Origin of the sequence: Chromobacterium phragmitis, from assembly GCF_003325475.1 — a bacterium.
Lineage (GTDB): Bacteria > Pseudomonadota > Gammaproteobacteria > Burkholderiales > Chromobacteriaceae > Chromobacterium > Chromobacterium phragmitis.
The window spans coordinates 2333952-2350291 of sequence record NZ_CP029495.1; the positions used below are offsets into that span (position 1 = coordinate 2333952).

10 protein-coding genes and 1 tRNA gene are annotated in these 16340 nt (G+C 66.2%); 10 read left to right on the top strand and 1 reads right to left on the bottom strand.

The genetic code is table 11. The features are described from left to right. The first annotated feature begins 67 nt into the window (after positions 1-67). The 9 genes from recC to DK842_RS11220 all read left to right on the top strand — a co-directional run bounded on the left by recC (position 68) and on the right by DK842_RS11220 (position 14999). Complete coding sequence (gene recC / locus DK842_RS11180) at positions 68-3265, top strand: exodeoxyribonuclease V subunit gamma (protein ID WP_114061508.1); 3198 nt, start codon at positions 68-70, stop codon at positions 3263-3265. Beyond that, complete coding sequence (recB, locus tag DK842_RS11185; protein WP_114061509.1) at positions 3262-6849, top strand: exodeoxyribonuclease V subunit beta; 3588 nt, start codon at positions 3262-3264, stop codon at positions 6847-6849. The genes recC and recB overlap by 4 nt, the downstream gene beginning before the upstream one ends. Positions 6850-6900: 51 nt before the next feature. Beyond that, positions 6901-8385, top strand: coding sequence for a polyphosphate:AMP phosphotransferase (pap, locus tag DK842_RS11190; RefSeq protein ID WP_114061510.1), 1485 nt, complete (start codon positions 6901-6903; stop codon positions 8383-8385). Then, the gene (locus DK842_RS11195; protein ID WP_145964023.1) at positions 8378-9100 is read left to right on the top strand and encodes a type 2 periplasmic-binding domain-containing protein; all 723 of its coding nucleotides are present in this window, start codon (positions 8378-8380) and stop codon (positions 9098-9100) included. The genes pap and DK842_RS11195 overlap by 8 nt, the downstream gene beginning before the upstream one ends. A gap of 32 nt (positions 9101-9132) precedes the next feature. Continuing rightward, positions 9133-10824, top strand: coding sequence for an exodeoxyribonuclease V subunit alpha (gene recD / locus DK842_RS11200; RefSeq protein ID WP_114061512.1), 1692 nt, complete (start codon positions 9133-9135; stop codon positions 10822-10824). Positions 10825-10931: 107 nt separating this feature from the next. Continuing rightward, on the top strand, positions 10932-11813 hold the full coding sequence (locus tag DK842_RS11205; protein WP_114061513.1) for an NUDIX hydrolase: 882 nt from the start codon (positions 10932-10934) through the stop codon (positions 11811-11813). A gap of 298 nt (positions 11814-12111) precedes the next feature. Continuing rightward, on the top strand, positions 12112-12321 hold the full coding sequence (locus tag DK842_RS11210; RefSeq protein WP_114061514.1) for a hypothetical protein: 210 nt from the start codon (positions 12112-12114) through the stop codon (positions 12319-12321). Positions 12322-12545: 224 nt separating this feature from the next. After that, positions 12546-14408, top strand: a complete 1863-nt coding sequence (locus tag DK842_RS11215) for an ABC transporter ATP-binding protein (protein WP_114061515.1) — start codon at positions 12546-12548, stop codon at positions 14406-14408. 51 nt (positions 14409-14459) lie between these two features. Beyond that, positions 14460-14999: an NUDIX hydrolase gene (locus tag DK842_RS11220; protein WP_114061516.1), complete on the top strand. Its 540-nt coding sequence runs from the start codon at positions 14460-14462 to the stop codon at positions 14997-14999. Positions 15000-15137: 138 nt separating this feature from the next. On the opposite strand, the gene DK842_RS11225 is transcribed toward DK842_RS11220, so the two are convergent. Continuing rightward, positions 15138-15214, bottom strand: a tRNA-Arg gene (locus DK842_RS11225). A gap of 156 nt (positions 15215-15370) precedes the next feature. Between DK842_RS11225 and DK842_RS11230 the strand changes: the two genes are divergently transcribed. Next, entirely contained in the window at positions 15371-16096 is a 726-nt protein-coding gene (locus DK842_RS11230; RefSeq protein ID WP_232538651.1) for a c-type cytochrome, read from the top strand. The last annotated feature ends 244 nt before the right edge of the window (positions 16097-16340 follow it).

Consider the following 16340-nt stretch of genomic DNA (forward strand, 5'->3'; position numbering starts at 1 on the left):
GGCGGCCAGCCGTGGCCGGCGATGCTACAATCCGGCCATATCCGCATCCAGGCGCGCGCACAACTCCATGCTGTTCCTCTATCAATCCAACCGACTCGAGCAACTGGGCGAATTGTTCCGCGGCATGACCCAGGCGATGCCGCTGGCCGACCCCTTCGTCGCCGAGGCCGTCATCGTGCAGAGCCGGGGCATGGGGCGCTGGATCACGCTGGACCTGGCGCGCAAGGCGGGCGTGGCGGCCAATATCGACTTCGCGCTGCCGGCCGCCTTCGCCTGGCGGCTGATGCAGAAAGTGATGCCGGACCTGCCGAAGAAGTCCGCTTTCGTGCCCGAAGTGCTGGCCTGGCGGCTGCTCGCCCTCCTGCCGCGGCTGGAGGGCGAGCCTTTCGAGCCGGTCATCCATTATCTGCGGGGCGGCGAGGCGGCGGCCTTCGAGCTGGCCGGCAAGATCGCCGACATCTTCGACCAATACCTGGTGTTCCGCCCCGACTGGATACGCGCCTGGGAGGCCGGCGAGCTGCTGGGCCTGGGCGAGGACGAAGCCTGGCAGGCGGCGCTGTGGCGGGCGCTGGCCGACAGCGATCCCGGCCGCCACCGCGTGCGCATGCTGGACCAGTTCTTCTCCGCGCTGAAAACAGAACACCTGCCGCAGCGGGTGACGCTGTTCGGCATCGCCAGCCTGGCGCCGATGTACCTGGCCCTGGTCAAGCGCCTGGCCGAGCTGACCGACGTCTGCCTGTTCACGCTGAATCCATGCGAAGCCTACTGGGGCGACATCGTCGACGCGCGCCGCATGCTCAAGCTCAGGCAGGCCGGCGACCTGTTCGCCACCCAGGGCCATCCGCTGCTGGCGTCCCTGGGCAAGCAGGGGCGGGATTTTTTCGAGCTGATCGCCGAAGACGCCGAGCTGGACGCCCGGCCGCTGTTCGCCGCGCCCAAGGGCGACAGCCTGCTGGCACGGCTGCAGCGCGACATCCTGCAGCTCAATGATCCGGCGCAGCTGCCGCGTGCGTACGATCCGGCCGACGACTCGGTCGAGGTGCACGCCTGCCACGGCGCGATGCGCGAGCTGGAAACGCTGAAGGACCGGCTGCTGGCGATGTTCGCGACCGACCCCAGGCTCAGCCCGGCCGACGTGGCGGTGCTGACGCCGGACATCAACGCCTACGCGCCCTACATCGACGCGGTGTTCGGCCGCCGCGACGACGCGCCCAACATCCCCTACGGCATCGCCGACCGCCGGGTCGAGCGCGAGCAGCCGCTGCTGTCCACCTTCGCCGCCGTGCTGAAGCTGGCCGACTCCCGCTTCGCCGCCGACGAGGTGCTGGCGCTGCTGGACTGTCCGGCGCTGCTGGCGCGCTTCGGCCTGGCCGACGCCGATCTCGGCTTCATCCAGGACTGGGTGCGCGGCGCCGGCATCCGCTGGGGCCGCGACGCCGCGCACAAGGCGGCGCTGGGCCTGCCGGCCGAGCCCGCTTACACCTGGCGCTGGGGGCTGGACCGGCTGCTGCTGGGCACCGTGTTGCCGCCGGCGCTGGCTGGCGACGAGGCCGGCCTGTTCGCCGGCCTGCTGCCGCACACCGCCGCTCAAGGCCAGCTGGGCGAGACGCTGGCGCGCTTCGCCGATTTTTACGACGCGCTGGACGCCTTGGCGCGCGAATGGGCGCGGCCGGCGGCGCCGGCAGTTTGGGCGCAGCGCTTCCACTGGGCCTGCGACGCGCTGTTCCTGGCCGAAGGCGACGACGAAGCCGCGCTGGAGCTGCTGCGCGAGGCCTTCGGCGAACTGGCCGGAGACGCCGAGCTGGCGGGGTTCGAACAAGAGGCGGGCCTGGCGGTGGCGCGCGACTGGCTGCTGCGCAAGCTGTCGCTGTCGTCCAGCCAGGGTTTCCTGTCCGGGGGCGTGACCTTCTGCGCCATGGTGCCGATGCGCTCGATACCGTTCCAGGCGCTGTGCCTGATCGGCATGAACGACGGCGCCTACCCGCGCGACGAGCGGCCGGTCAGCTTCGACCTGGTGGCCCGCAATCCGCGCCGCGGCGACCGCTCGCGCCGCTTCGACGACCGCTATTTGTTTCTGGAGGCCATCCTGTCGGCGCGCGGCAAACTGTATCTGTCCTATGTCGGCCAGTCGGCGCGCAGCGGCGAGCCGCTGCCGCCATCGCCGCTGGTGTCCGAGCTATTGGACACGCTGTCGGCGATGTGCGGCGAGGACATGGCGGCGCGGTTGACGCTGCGCCACCCGCTGCAGCCGTTCTCGCCCAGGGCCTTCGATGGCGGCGATGCGCGGCTGGCCAGCTTCGAGCCGGCCTTCGCCGCCGCGCTGGCCGCGCCGCCGGCAGAACCCGCGCCCTTCATCGCGCCGCTGCCGGACGAGGCGGCGGCGACGGTGGTCAATCTGCACGATTTCATCCGCTTCTGGCAGAACCCGGCGCGGGCCTGGCTGGCGGACCGGCTGGCGCTGCGCGTCGCCTACCAGGGCGAGGCGCAGCCGGCGCGTGAGCCGTTCGCGATGGAGCGAGACGCCAGCCATGCGCTGCGCCGCCAACTGGTGGAGGCCATGCTGCACGGCAAACCGCCGATGCCGGTGCGCCAGAGGGTGGCCGCCGCCGGCCTGTTGCCCACCGGCGAGCTGGGCCAGGCCTGGCTGCAGGAGGAGGGGCGCGCCAGCCTGCGCCTGGCAGGCAGGCTGCCGGGCGCGTTGCGGGAAGAGCCGCTGCCGCCGCAGCCGGTGCATCTGCAGATATCCGGCCTCACTCTGGTGGGCGAGCTGTACGGCCTGCGGCCGGAGGGGCGGCTGGATTTCATCGTCGGCAAGATGAATGCCGCCCAGCGCGTCGCGTTGTGGCTGAGCCATTTGATCCTGTGCGCGGCGCGGCCGCCCGGCATCGCCTGCCACAGCGCCTGTTATGACGACGCCGGCAATACCGTGCTGCGCGACGAGATCGACGCCGCCGGCCTGCTGGCGCCGTGGCTCGTCCGCTGGCAACAGGGCCAGGCCCAGCCCTTGCCCTTCTTCGGCCGCACCAGCTGGGCCTATGCCGAGGCGCTGGCCAAAGCGCCGGAAAACCGCGAAAAAGCATTGGCCGCCGCCTGGCAGAAGTGGGAGCCCAATTTCATCCAGGGCGACGGCATCGCGCAGAAGGACGAGCCGCCGATCGCGCTGGCCTTCCGTCATCAAGACCCGCTGGAGGATCCGCTGTTCGCCCAGTTGGCGGAAACACTGCTGCTGCCGTTGGCGGAACGGCTGCTGGGAGACGGGGCATGAGCGCGATGCAGGCGCTGGACGCGCTGAACTGCCCGCTGGCGGGCGTCAACCTGATCGAGGCCTCGGCCGGCACCGGCAAGACCTGGACCATCGCCGCGCTGTTTGTCCGGCTGTTGCTGGAAGAGCGCGATGGCGCGCCGCCGCCGCTGATCGACCAGGTGCTGGTGGTGACCTACACCAAGGCCGCCACCGCCGAGCTGCGCGAGCGGCTGCGCAAGCGGCTGGCTGAAATGCTGGCGCTGCTGGACGGCAAGGCCGATGGCGACGATTTTCTGCGGACGCTGGCCGCGCGCTTTCCGGAGGGCCCGGCGCGAGACGTGGCCCGCCAGCGGCTGACTGCCGCGGTCAACGGCTTCGACGCCGCCGCCATCTACACCATCCACGGCTTCTGCCAGCGGGTGCTGACCGACGCGGCGTTCGAGAGCGGCCAGACCTTTCAGGCCGAGTTGGTGGACGACGACGCGGCCCGGCTGGCTGAGATCGTCGACGATTTCTGGCGCCGCCGCATCGTCGCCGCGCCCTTGCTGGCCCAGGTGCTGGTGGAGCGCGGGGAAACGCCGGACGCCTGGCTGGCCGAGATCCGCCCGTATCTGTCCAAACCTCATCTGAAGCTGCGCGCGCCGGATGCGGCGGGGCTGGAGACGGCGAGACGGGCGGCGAGCGAGCGATGGCAGAGGCTGGCAGCCGCGCCGGAGCGGGTGGAGGAGGGGCTGGCGCGGTTCCTCGACCACCCCGGTTTCAAGGCCAATATCTACCGGCCGGACACCATGGCGCGCGCCGCCGACGCGCTGCGCGGCTGGCTGGCGCAGCCGGACGACTTGCCGGAGCTGGACAGCGACAGCCGCAAACTGATGGAAAAACTGCTGCCGGAAGCCTTGGCCAAAGGCATGAAGAAAGGCTGCGAGCCGCCGGCTCATCCCTTGTTCGAACTGGTGGAGGCCTGGCTCGACGCCTGGGGCGCGTATCTGGAGCAGGTGGCCAAGTCTTTGGCCGGGCTGAAGCTGGAGCTGATCGCTTGGGCCAACGAAGAGCTGGCGCGGCGGCGCGGCGTGGAGCGCAGCCGCAGCTTCGACGACCTGCTGACCGACCTGGGCGCGGCGCTGGCGCACCCGGAAACCGGCCCATTGCTGGCGGCGCAGGTGGCGGACAGCTTCGCCGTGGCCTTGATCGATGAATTCCAGGACACCGACCCCACCCAGTACCGGATCTTCCGCCGCTGCTTCGTCGAGGAAGCGCGGCCGGTGTTCCTGGTGGGCGATCCCAAGCAGGCGATCTACAGCTTCCGCGGCGCGGACATCTTCGCCTACCTGGCGGCGCGCCACGACGCCGAGCGTCAGTACACGCTGGCCACCAACCGCCGCTCCGACGCGCCGCTGGTGGCCACCGTCAACGCGCTGTTCGGCCGCGAGCTGCCGTTCCTGCTCGACGGCATCGCTTACCAGCCGGTGGCGGCCAGTCCCTCGTCCGGAGGCCTGCTGGAGGTAGATGACGACCGCGCGCCGTTCAACGCGCAATGGATACAGGCTGGCGAAAAAGAATTGAGCAAGGAGGCGGCCGAGCGCGCGGCGGCCGAAGCCTGCGCCAACGAGATCGCCCGCTTGCTGACGCTGGCGGGCGAGGGCCGCGCCGCCATCGTCCGGGGCGAGGCGCGGCGGCCGCTGGCCGGCGGCGACATCGCGGTGCTGGTGGCCACCCACAGCCAGGGCGACCGGGTGCGCGGCGAATTGCGCGCGCGCGGCGTGGCCAGCGTGGCGCTGACTCAGGAGAGCGTGTTCGCCAGCCGCGAGGCCGGCGAGTTGCTGGCCGTACTGCACGCCTGGGCCGAGCCGGCCAACGAGGGCCGGCTGCGCCGCGCGCTGGCCACCGAGCTGGCGGGCTTGAACGCCGCGGAGATCAAGGCCGAGCTGGAGGATGAGACGCGCTGGGAAGCCCAGCTGCTGAAGAACGCCGACGACCACCAGCGCTGGCGCGAGCGCGGCTTCATGGCCGCCTGGCGGCACTGGTTCGCCCGCGAGCGCGCGGCGGAGCGCTTGCTGCCGCTGCCGGACGGCGAGCGGCGGCTGACCAATCTGGGCCACCTGGCCGAACTGATCCAGCAAGAGAGCGAAAGCCGGCAGGGCATGGCGCCGCTGCTGGCCTGGTTCGCCGCCCGCGTCGCCGATCCGCCGCGCGGCGAGGAGGCGGCGCTCAGGCTGGAGAGCGACGCGGCGCTGGTGAAGATCGTCACCGTCCACACCGCCAAGGGCCTGCAGTACCCGGTGGTGTTCTGCCCGTTCTTGTGGAACGGCGCGCTGGAGCGGCGCGGCGCTAGCTTCTGGAGCTATCACGACGGCGACGAGCCCTGGCTCGCGCCGGAGGCGGCCGCCGACGACGCGGTGAAGCAGGCGGCGCGCAGCGAGCTGCTGGCGGAGAAGCTGCGCCTGCTGTACGTGGCGCTGACCCGCGCCCAGTACCGGCAGTACATCGCCTGGGGCTGGGTGAGGGAACTGAAGACCGCCGCGCTGTCCTGGCTGCTGCACGCGCCGGGCGCGCGCGATCTGGCGGCGCTGGAGGCGCTGGAGCTGGACGGCGGCATGGTGGAGGCGCAGCTGCGCGACTTCCTGGCCGGCCGCGGCGAGGCGGCGAGCTGGCTGGCGGAGCCGGAGCCGTGCGCGCTGGCGGGCAGTCATGAAGGCGGCCGCGTCTACGCCGCGCGGCCGTTCGAGCGCAAGCTGTACACGCCTTGGCGCATCGCCAGCTTCACCTCGCTGACCCATGACGCCGGCAGCCATCTGGCCGAAGCGCCGGATTACGACCGCGCGGCGCGGCAGGAGGCTGCAGAGCCGGCGGCGGAACCGGCGCGGGACCGCTTCCGTTTCCCGCGCGGGGCCAAGGCCGGCGTCTGCCTGCATGAAATCTTCGAGAACATAGGCTTCGGCGCGGACGAGGTCGAGATCCGCGCGGCGGTGGCCCGCGCGCTGGCGCGGCATGGTTTTGGGGAGGAATGGCTGGACGCCGGCTGCGACCTGATATTGTCCACGCTGAACGCCGAAATCGCGCCCGGCGCGCGGCTGCGCGAGGTGGCGGACGGCAAGCGGCTGATCGAGCTGGAGTTCACGCTGCCGGTGAAGCAACTGGACGTCAAAGCGCTGATCGGCGCGCTGCAAAAGCCGGAGCACGGCCTGGCCGAACCGTTCCGCCAGGCCGCGGCGGCTTTGGATTTCGCCAGCGTGCAGGGCTTTCTGAAGGGCTTCATCGACCTGGTGTGCGAGGCGGGCGGCCGCTACTACCTGATCGACTACAAGTCCAACCACCTGGGCGACGACTACGGCCGCTACCGCGAGGATAGCCTGGTCCAGGCGGTGGCGCGCGAGCATTATTACCTGCAATACCTGATTTACCTGGTGGCGCTGCGCCGCTACTTCGCCGCGCGCGGCGCGGATTGGGACGGCCGCTTCGGCGGCGTGCGCTACCTGTTTCTGCGCGGCATGGGCGAGCCCGGCTGCGGCGTGTGGGCGGACCAACCGTCCAACTCGTTGCTGGACGCGCTGGACGCGCTGCTGGATGGCGCCCGAACAAGAGAACCCCGTAGTTCTACGCAGTGATCGAAACCGGGGATGGCAACTAAGCTAAGCAAGTGGACAAGGATGTGAAACATGTTTGAATCCGCCGAGATCGGCCACCGCATAGATAAAGACACTTTCCGCAAGATGATGCCGGCGTTGCGCGAGGCCTTGCTGGACGTGCAATACGATTTGAAGGAGCAGGCGGATTTCCCGGTGCTGATCCTGATCCATGGCTTCGACGGCGCCGGGCGCGGCGAAACGATGAACCTGATCAACGAGTGGCTGGACCCGCGCCTGATCGACACTGTCGCCTTCGACAAACCCAACGACGAGGCGTGCGCCCGGCCCTGGATGTGGCGCTACTGGAAGGAGCTGCCCGCCAACGGCCGCATCGGCATGTTTTTCGGCTCTTATTACTCCGATACCTTGTTCGACCGCGTGTTCAATCGCAGCGATCGCGATGCCTTCGATCGTCAAATCTTCGACATTCTGCGCTTCGAGCGGATGCTGACCCTGGACGGCGCGGTAGTGCTGAAGTTCTGGTTCCATCTGAGTCGGGACAAGCAGAAACAGCGGCTGAAGCTGCTGGAGCAGGATCCGGCCACCAGCTGGCGGGTGACCAAGAGCGACTGGGAGCACTACGAGCGCTACGACAAGATACGCAAGTACGGCGAGCACATGCTCAGGCTGACCAATACCGCGGACGCGCCATGGATCGTCATCGACGGCGAAGACGCCAATTACCGCGGCCTGACAGTGGCCAACACCATACTGGAAGCGGTGCGCAACCGCATCGGCCAGCCGGTGCTGCGCACCGACAGGGTGGAGGCGCCGCCGCTGCTGGCGCCGATAGACAACAAGCTGGTGCTGGACACGCTGGAATTGGACCAGAAGCTGGACAAGGCCAGCTACCAGAAAAAGCTGGACCAACTGCAGGGCCGGCTCAGCAAGCTGACCCGAGACCCGCGCTTCGGCGCCCATTCGCTGGTGCTGGCTTTCGAAGGCAACGACGCGGCCGGCAAGGGCGGCAGCATCCGCCGCATCACCCAGGCGCTGGACGCGCGCCGCTACCGGGTGGTGCCGGTAGCGGCGCCGACGCAGGAGGAAAAGGCCAAGCCTTGGTTGTGGCGCTTCTGGCGCAATGTGCCGGGCAAGGGCGGCATCACCATCTTCGACCGCAGCTGGTATGGCCGGGTGCTGGTGGAGCGGGTGGAAGGCTTCGCGTCCGAGGCGGACTGGATGCGCGCCTATTACGAGATCAACGATTTCGAGCACCAACTGACGGAAAACGGCGCCATCGTGCTGAAGTTCTGGCTGGCCATCAGCAAGGAAGAGCAACTGGCGCGTTTCAAGGGGCGCGAGGACACCGGCTTCAAGCGTTTCAAGATCACCGACGAGGATTGGCGCAATCGCGACAAGTGGGATCTTTACCGCCAGGCGGTCAGTGACATGGTGGACCGCACCAGCACCAGCAAGGTGCCGTGGACGCTGGTGGAGGCCAACAACAAATACTTTGCGCGCATCAAGATACTGTCCACTATTTGCGACGCGCTGGAGGCCAGGTTGGGTGAATAAATTGGGATGGGGGCTGCTGCTGCTGCTGGGCTTGCCGGCGCAGGCCGAAACCACGCTGCGGGCCGGCGTGGCCAACGATAGCGGCGAGGCGTTGCGCGCGGCCGGCGATGGCGGATTGGCGCAGGCGTATCGCGATGCGCTGGGTTTGATCGCCCAGCAAAGCGGCATTCGCTTCCAGCTCGATTACTACCCTTCCCAACGGCTGGAACAGCTGTTCCAGGTGGGCAAGCTGGATGTGGAGGCGGGGGTCAATCCCGGCTGGCGGGCGCTGTCACCTGTGGCCGGCTTCTACACACTGTCAATCGGCGAGATGGATTTCGTGCTGTGCCTGCCGCCAGTCAAGGGCAGGCGGCAGGCCGCGCTGGCCGGGCTCAAGAGCGGCACCATAGGGACGTTGCTGGGTCAGCGCTACCCCAGCCTGGAGCCGTCTTTCCGCAGCCGCAAGCTGCTGCGCGACTGGTCCGCCAACGAAGATGAAATGCTGGATAAATTGCGCCAGGGCTTGGTACAGGCGGTCGTACTGGAACGGCGCCGCGCGCAATACTGGAGCCAGCGCGACGAGGGCGGCCGCTGCCAGCCTGGCGAGTCGGTCGGCAGCCAGCCGGTTGCGTTGCGGCTGCATCCGCAATACCGCGAATTGTTGCCCAGGCTGAATCAGGCCATCCAGCAGCTGAACGAGCAGGGCCGGCTGCGGCCGCTGTTCGCCCGCCATTGAAAACCGCGCGCATTTCCCTGGAGGCTGCACCGATGAGAACCGATGCCCCCTTGCTGCCGGCCCAATTGGCGAGTCTGTTCCAGCGCCTGTCGCCCGAGGTGGAGGACAGGGTGCTGGCGCTGATTGGCGAGCTTGGCAACGCTAATCTGGCCGGCCATGTCTGTCTGCCGCTGGCGCACCGGGCAGAGTCCGCGTCATTGCGGAACAGCCCCTTGGTCGGCCGCCCCGGCGACTATGCACCGTTGATTCTGGATGAGGCCGGCAGGCTGTACTTCGCCCGCCACTGGCATGACGAGGACAGGCTGGCGCAGGGGCTGACGCGCCTGGCGCAGCCAGTTCCGCCGCCGGACGAGGCGAGGCTGGCGGATTTGCTGAGCCGCCTGTTCCCCGGCGACGGCGGGCAGGACCGGCAGAAACTGGCGGCGGCGCTGGCGGCGCGGCAGCGGCTGATGGTGATTTCCGGCGGCCCCGGCACTGGCAAGACCACGACTGTGGTGCGTTTGCTGGCTTTGCTGGCGGCGATGTCGCCGCGGCCGCTGGTGATGGCGATGGCCGCGCCGACAGGCAAGGCGGCGGCGCGGTTGTCGGAGTCGGTGCGCGCCGCGCGCGACCGGCTGGACGTGGACGATGCGGTGCGCCGTCAGTTGCCGGCCCTGGCGGAAACGCTGCACCGGCTGCTGGGGCTGCGCCCCGGCGCGGAAGCGCCGCGCCACCATGCCGGCAATCCGTTGCCGCTGGACGTGCTGGTGGTGGACGAGGCGTCGATGATAGACCTGTCGCTGATGGCGCGGATGGTGGCGGCGCTGCCGTCGCAGGCCCGGCTGATCCTGCTGGGCGACCGCGACCAGCTGTCGTCGGTGGAGGCCGGCGCGGTGCTGGGCGAATTGTGCGGCCGCATCGCCTACCGCGCGGACACCGTAGACTGGCTGCGGCGGGTGGCTGGCGGCAGTTTGGATGGCGATGCCGCGCCGGGCGGCGCGTTGACCGATTGCGTGGCGCTGCTGACGCGCAGCCACCGGTTCGGCGCCGATTCGGGCATCGGCGAGCTGGCGCGGCGCGTCAACGCCGGGGAGGGCCTGGCATCGCTGCTGACGCTGGACGATGCGAACTGGCCCGACGTGTGGCGGCAGGAGGCCGCTTGCGACGCCGATTTGCTGGCGCGGCGGCGCGGCTATCTGGACGCGGTGGCGGCCGGAGCGGATGCCGACGAGGTGCAGCGCGCTTTTTCCGCCTTCATGCTGCTGGCCGCCGAGCGGCGCCAGGTGGCCGACTGCAATCGCCGCGTCGAGCGCGAACTGGAAGCCGCAGGGATCAAGCAACCGGGCAGGGACTGGTATCCGGGACGGCCGGTGATGATAGGCGAGAACGACTACGGTTTGAGCTTGTTCAACGGCGACATCGGCTTCGCCTTGCAGCGGCCGTCCGGCCTGCGGGTCCTGTTCCCATCCGCGGACGGCGGCTGGCGCGAATTCTCCCCCGGCCGGCTGCCGGCGCACGAGACCGTGTTCGCGATGACGGTTCACAAGAGCCAGGGCTCGGAGTACGACGAAGTGTGGCTGCAGTTGCCGCAGCAAGCCGGCGCGCTGCTCAACCGCGCGCTGTTGTACACCGCCATCACCCGCGCCCGCCTGCGTTTCGCGGCGGTGGGCGACGCCGATGTCTGGCTGCGGGGGGCGGAACTGGCGCCGCGCCGGGATTCCGGCCTGGGCGACCGATTGCGTTGAAATCGCTATAAATACAACAGTCTGCGGCTTTGTGCGACGAAGGATAGTCAAGCGTTGGCAGACATCCTAATATGCAGCCTTCCCGGAATAACGCAGGGGGAGTCGCCATGCAGGTAGATGCCGTGCTCGGCTATCTGGACAAGGTCACCCGCTTCGACGCGCGGCAGTTCACGCCGCTGTTCATCGGCAAGGAGAGGATGGGCTGCGTCAACGCTCAGTGGAAGGAGCGCTTGCTGCAGCACGAGCCGCAATGGTTCGAGGAAACCTTCCAGGGCCTGCAATGCAAGGTGACCGGCAGCTACCGCAGCATCAGCCACACATTGGCCCAGGCCGCCAGGCGTTGGCAGCAGGCCGGCTGGCTGAACGGCTGGCGCAACGAGAACTTCACCGCCTTCCGCCAGGACGGCAGCCCCTATTTCGAATTGGAGCGCGCGGCTTTCCGCCCGCTGGGCCTGACCAGCCGCGCAGTGCACGTGAATGGCCTATGCAGAACGGATGATGGCGAAGTCCGGATGTGGGTGGGCCGGCGCAGTCCGCACAAGGCAGTCGATCCTAACCGGATGGACAATCTGGTGGGCGGCGGCGTGGCCGCCGGCGAGACGCTGGAACTGGCGCTGGAGCGGGAATCCTGGGAGGAGGCCGGCGTCGCGCGGGAGCGGGTGGTTGACCTGCAGCCTTCCTCGCTGTTGTTGGCGCAGCGCCCGGTGGCGCGTGGCTTGCACCGCGAATGGCTTTACGCCTACGACCTGTGGTTGGCGCCGGGACAGTCGCCAGCCTGTCAGGACGGCGAGGTGGCCGAGCATCTGCTGTTGCCGTTTTTCGAAGTGGAGCAGCTTCTGGTTGCGGAGCGATTCATGATAGACGCGGCTCTGGTCTGCACGGACTGCCTGTGCCGGCATGGCTACTGGGGGGCGCACAACCAGAAAATGGCCGACGCGCTGGCTCGCGTCCGGCATGGCATGGCGCGGAAGCAGGGCGCGATCGTTTGAGCGCTGTCCCGATTCCCGGGGCCTTTCCGGCCCTGATCACTTGATTTTTTCAGCCCGGCGATGCCGGGCTTTTTGCCGCTTTCTGCTCGCATGTAATTTTCTCATTCTCTTGTCCATTTCTCTGGGCGGGACGATCCGTATCTATTAGTTATCTTGCATTGATTTGTAAACAAAATCCGGTTTTTCCTTACATGGGGATCTGGCGGTCTGCAGTCAGGTAAACTCATGTACAATCGTATCCTGAAAATGCATTCAGTATAAAAATTATCAATTCAGCCATTTTCAAGAGAAAATAATCATGTATCGGTTGAAACTGATTTCACCGGACTTCGGCATCGACGACAATGGTCCTCTGCATCCAACCCAGGAACAGGCTCGCCGGGCGGCCGAGCTGATGCTGCTCGTTCACAAGGGGCGATTGCGGGCCGAAGTGCACAAGGTGGATCTGAAAACGAGAACCACCGAGAAGCTGGAGGAGGTGTACGTCAAACTGGAGCCTCAGGACTGAAGGGGCGGGCAAGATTCACCTGCGATTCGGCTGGATGGCAGCGGTAGATGGCGGACGACGCATCGGTGCGGGCGTAATGTCGCGCCGCTATCGCAGGAGAGGGCTTTAAAATGGCCGAAGACAAACTTTCTCGTTGCAGACCTGCTGAAGATACGCTACCGTCATCGTTCCACTAAACCCCTTGTCCGGCGGCCGCCCTGGTTGTCGGGAATGGAGCGATCTTTATGTTTTCCTGGTTTGAACGCCGGATATCCCCCTATCCGGACATGCCTGCCGCCCAGCCTCCGCGCGGTTTCTTCTCCTTCATCTGGTTCTGTACCCGCGGCATGCGCGGCCTGATCCTGTGCATGACCCTGCTCACAGCGTTGATCGGCGCCTTCGAGGCCTTGCTGTTCTCGATGCTGGGCTCGGTGGTGGACTGGCTGGCCAAGGTGCCGGCCAATCAGTTGTGGCAACGCGAGAGCGGCCATCTGTTGCTATTGGCGGGCATTCTGTTGGCCAGCGTGCTGCTGGTGTCGCTGCAGGCGATGAGCAAGTATCAGGGCCTGTTTTCCAATTTTCCGATGCGCTTGCGCTGGAATTTCCACCGCCACCTGCTGGGACAGAGCCTGAGCTTCTATCAGGACGAGTTCGCCGGCCGGGTGTCGGCCAAGGTGATGCAGACTGCTTTGGCAGTGCGCGATACCGTGCTGATCATTACCGACATCCTGGTGTTCGTCGTCATCTACTTCGTCACCATGATCGCGGTGCTCGGCCATTTCGATGTCATGCTGCTGCTGCCTTTCCTAGCCTGGCTGGCGTTTTACGTCGCGACGCTGTGGTTCTTCGTGCCCAAGCTGGGCAAGGCGGCCACCCTGCAGGCCGACGCGCGCAGCCTGATGACCGGCCGCATCACCGACGCCTATACCAATATCGCCACGGTAAAACTGTTCTCGCACGGCCAGCGCGAGGCGCGCTTCGCCAAGGGCGCGATGCAGGAGTTCCTGTCCACCGCCTATCGCCAGATGCGGCTGGTCAGCGGTTTCGAGGTCGTCAACCAGCTGACCAGCATGCTGCTGATCGGCATCACCACCGGTTCCGCGCTGTGGCTGTGGAGCCAGGGCCAGGTCAGCATCGGCGCGGTGGCGGCGTCCACCGCGATGGCGCTGAGGCTGAACGGCATCTCGCACTGGATCATGTGGGAGATGTCCAGCCTGTTCGAGAACATCGGCACGGTGCAGGACGGCATCACCACGCTGTCGCGCACGGTGGCGGTGGTGGACAAGCCGGACGCGGCCAAGCTGGAAGTGCCGCGCGGCGAGATCCGCTTCGATAATGTCGATTTCGCCTACGGCGGCGCCAAGAAGGTGATTTCCGGCTTGGACCTGACGATACGCCCGGGCGAGAAGATCGGCCTGGTCGGCCGCTCCGGCGCCGGCAAGTCCACCATCGTCAACCTGCTGCTGCGCTTCTACGACCTGGATGGCGGCCGCATTCTGATCGACGGGCAGGACATCGCCGGCGTGACTCAGGACAGCCTGCGCGCGAGGGTGGGCATGGTGACCCAGGATACGTCGCTGTTGCATCGCTCGGTGCGCGACAACCTGCTGTACGGCAGGCCGGACGCCAATGACGAGCAAATGATTGAAGCGGCGCGCAAGGCTGAAGCCGATGATTTCATCCGCTCGCTGACCGATCCCAAGGGGCGCATCGGCTATGAGGCGCATGTCGGCGAGCGCGGCGTCAAGCTGTCCGGCGGACAGCGGCAGCGGATCGCCATCGCGCGGGTGATGTTGAAGGACGCGCCCATCCTGCTGCTGGACGAGGCGACCAGCGCGCTGGATTCGGAAGTGGAAGCGGCGATCCAGAGCAGCCTGTACCGACTGATGGAGGGCAAGACCGTGGTCGCCATCGCCCATCGCCTGTCCACCATCGCGGCGATGGACCGGCTGATCGTGCTGGACCAGGGCCAGGTGGTCGAGGAGGGTACGCATCAACAGCTGCTGGCGCAGGGCGGACTCTATGCCCGGCTGTGGGCGCATCAAAGCGGCGGCTTCCTCGGCGATGAGGATGGAGACGAAGAAGAGCGCCTGTCGCTGATGGGTTGATCGATAAGCAGCCCTCCGGTCCGCCGGAGGGTTTTTTCATGGGAGGTGGCGATGTCGGAGCATGGGTGGGAGCGTCTGGGCGGCGAAGTGGCGCACGATAACGGCTGGTTTCAGGTGTGGAAGCACCGGGTCAGGCAGCCGGATGGTCTGGCGTTCGATTATTTCGCCGCGCACCATGAGCGTCCGGCTGCCGGCATCCTGGCGCTGAAAGACGGCAAAGCTTTGTTGATTCGGCAATATAGGGTGCTGATCGGGCGCGAGACTTGGGCGATTCCCGCCGGCGGAGTGGATGCGGGAGAGGCCCCGATGGCAGCTGCCGCGCGCGAGCTGCGAGAGGAAAGCGGTTATGCTGCGCGGATGCTGGAGCCGTTTGTCTCTTTTCATCCCAGTTGCGGCAGCAGCGATCAGCGCTTCGAAATCTTTCTGGCTCGCGATAGTGAACTGACCGGAGAGGATTTCGACCGCAACGAAGTGTTGGAGCGAGGCTGGTTTAGCCGGGAGCAGATTCTGGACTTGATCGACGCCGGGAAAATGAGCGATGGCTTGTCATTGACGCCAATCTTGTTGGCTATCGCGCGAGGATTGTTGTAATCGCGGTCTGTTTGCGCGGGCGATGGCATCGCGCAATGTGAGAAAATACGGAAACAACCGATACTGGAAAATAAAGGGATAAATTAAAGGGAAGGGGGCGTTTTGAAATGGACGCTCAATATAAGCGCTTGTTTTGATTGGCGCACCCGACAGGGATCGAACCTGTGACCTTCAGCTTCGGAAACTGACACTCTATCCAACTGAGCTACGGGTGCGCTGACACTTGAGATCAAGTGAAGGCATCATACCGCAAACATCTATTCCGAGTCCAGAGTATGGTTTTTTGCCTTGCGAACTTGCATACCGTATAATTAACCAGTTTTAATTGTCATTTTTTTCAGGCGAGGCTTGGGATGAGTAATGAGAACGGAATGGCCCCTGGCCAGATCGTGAAGGTTCTGGTCAGCATCGTTGTCTTTCTTGTCGTGGCGATCTGGCTGCTGGCCAAGCTGGCCACCAGCGGTTTCAGTGTGGATGCCGAGGTGATGACCAAGGAGGCCGTGGCCGCTCGCCTGAAGCCGGTCGGCGAATCCAAGGCCAGCGACGCGCCCCCGGGCATGCGCACCGGCGAGCAAGTCTACAAGGGCATCTGCATGTCCTGTCATGCCACCGGCCTGGCGGGCTCTCCCAAGTTCGGCGACGCCGGCGCTTGGGCGCCGCATATCGCCAAGGGGTGGGATATGCTGGTCGATCATGCTTTGCATGGCTTCAACGCCATGCCGGCCAAGGGCGGGGCGACGGACCTGAGCGATGACGAAGTGAAGCGCGCGGTCGCCTATATGGGCAATGCCGCCGGCGCCAAGTTCACCGAGCCGCCGGTAGGCGGCGCTGCGGGCGCGGCGGCAGCGGCGGACCCGGCGGTGGTGGGCAAGAAGATTTACGATAGCGTATGCATGGCTTGCCATGCGGCGGGCATCGCCGGGGCGCCGAAGTTCGGCGACAAGGCGGCTTGGGCCGCCCGTCTGAAGCCTGGCATGGATGAGGTGGTGAAGATCGCCACCAAGGGCCTGAATGCGATGCCGCCTAAAGGCGGCTATACCGGCAGCGACGCGGAATTCCGCGCAGCCATCGAGTACATGGTTAATAATTCAAAATAAGCATGGTTTGATATAAATGAAGCACCCAATGTCAGTTGGGTGCTTTTTTAATGCCTATTGAATTTGTAAAAATGTCAATATATGTGACTTGATAAAAAGGACAGGTGGCATCCTGGCCGATTTCGGGCACTATTCCATCCATCTGATTGACCGATGGGCTTGCCAAAGCTCTTCAGTCAGGTGAGGTTCCCCAGCCTCGCTTCACCCAGAGATGTTCCTCATTCTTCTTATATGGCGTCTTTTC

Coding starts and splice junctions, on each gene's coding strand:
- DK842_RS11230 (WP_232538651.1), top strand. CDS start 15,371: ATGGCCCCTGGCCAGATCGTGAAGGTTCTGGTCAGCATCGTTGTCTTT.
- recC (WP_114061508.1), top strand. CDS start 68: ATGCTGTTCCTCTATCAATCCAACCGACTCGAGCAACTGGGCGAATTG.
- DK842_RS11215 (WP_114061515.1), top strand. CDS start 12,546: ATGTTTTCCTGGTTTGAACGCCGGATATCCCCCTATCCGGACATGCCT.
- recB (WP_114061509.1), top strand. CDS start 3,262: ATGAGCGCGATGCAGGCGCTGGACGCGCTGAACTGCCCGCTGGCGGGC.
- DK842_RS11205 (WP_114061513.1), top strand. CDS start 10,932: ATGCAGGTAGATGCCGTGCTCGGCTATCTGGACAAGGTCACCCGCTTC.
- DK842_RS11220 (WP_114061516.1), top strand. CDS start 14,460: ATGTCGGAGCATGGGTGGGAGCGTCTGGGCGGCGAAGTGGCGCACGAT.
- DK842_RS11210 (WP_114061514.1), top strand. CDS start 12,112: ATGTATCGGTTGAAACTGATTTCACCGGACTTCGGCATCGACGACAAT.
- recD (WP_114061512.1), top strand. CDS start 9,133: ATGAGAACCGATGCCCCCTTGCTGCCGGCCCAATTGGCGAGTCTGTTC.
- pap (WP_114061510.1), top strand. CDS start 6,901: ATGTTTGAATCCGCCGAGATCGGCCACCGCATAGATAAAGACACTTTC.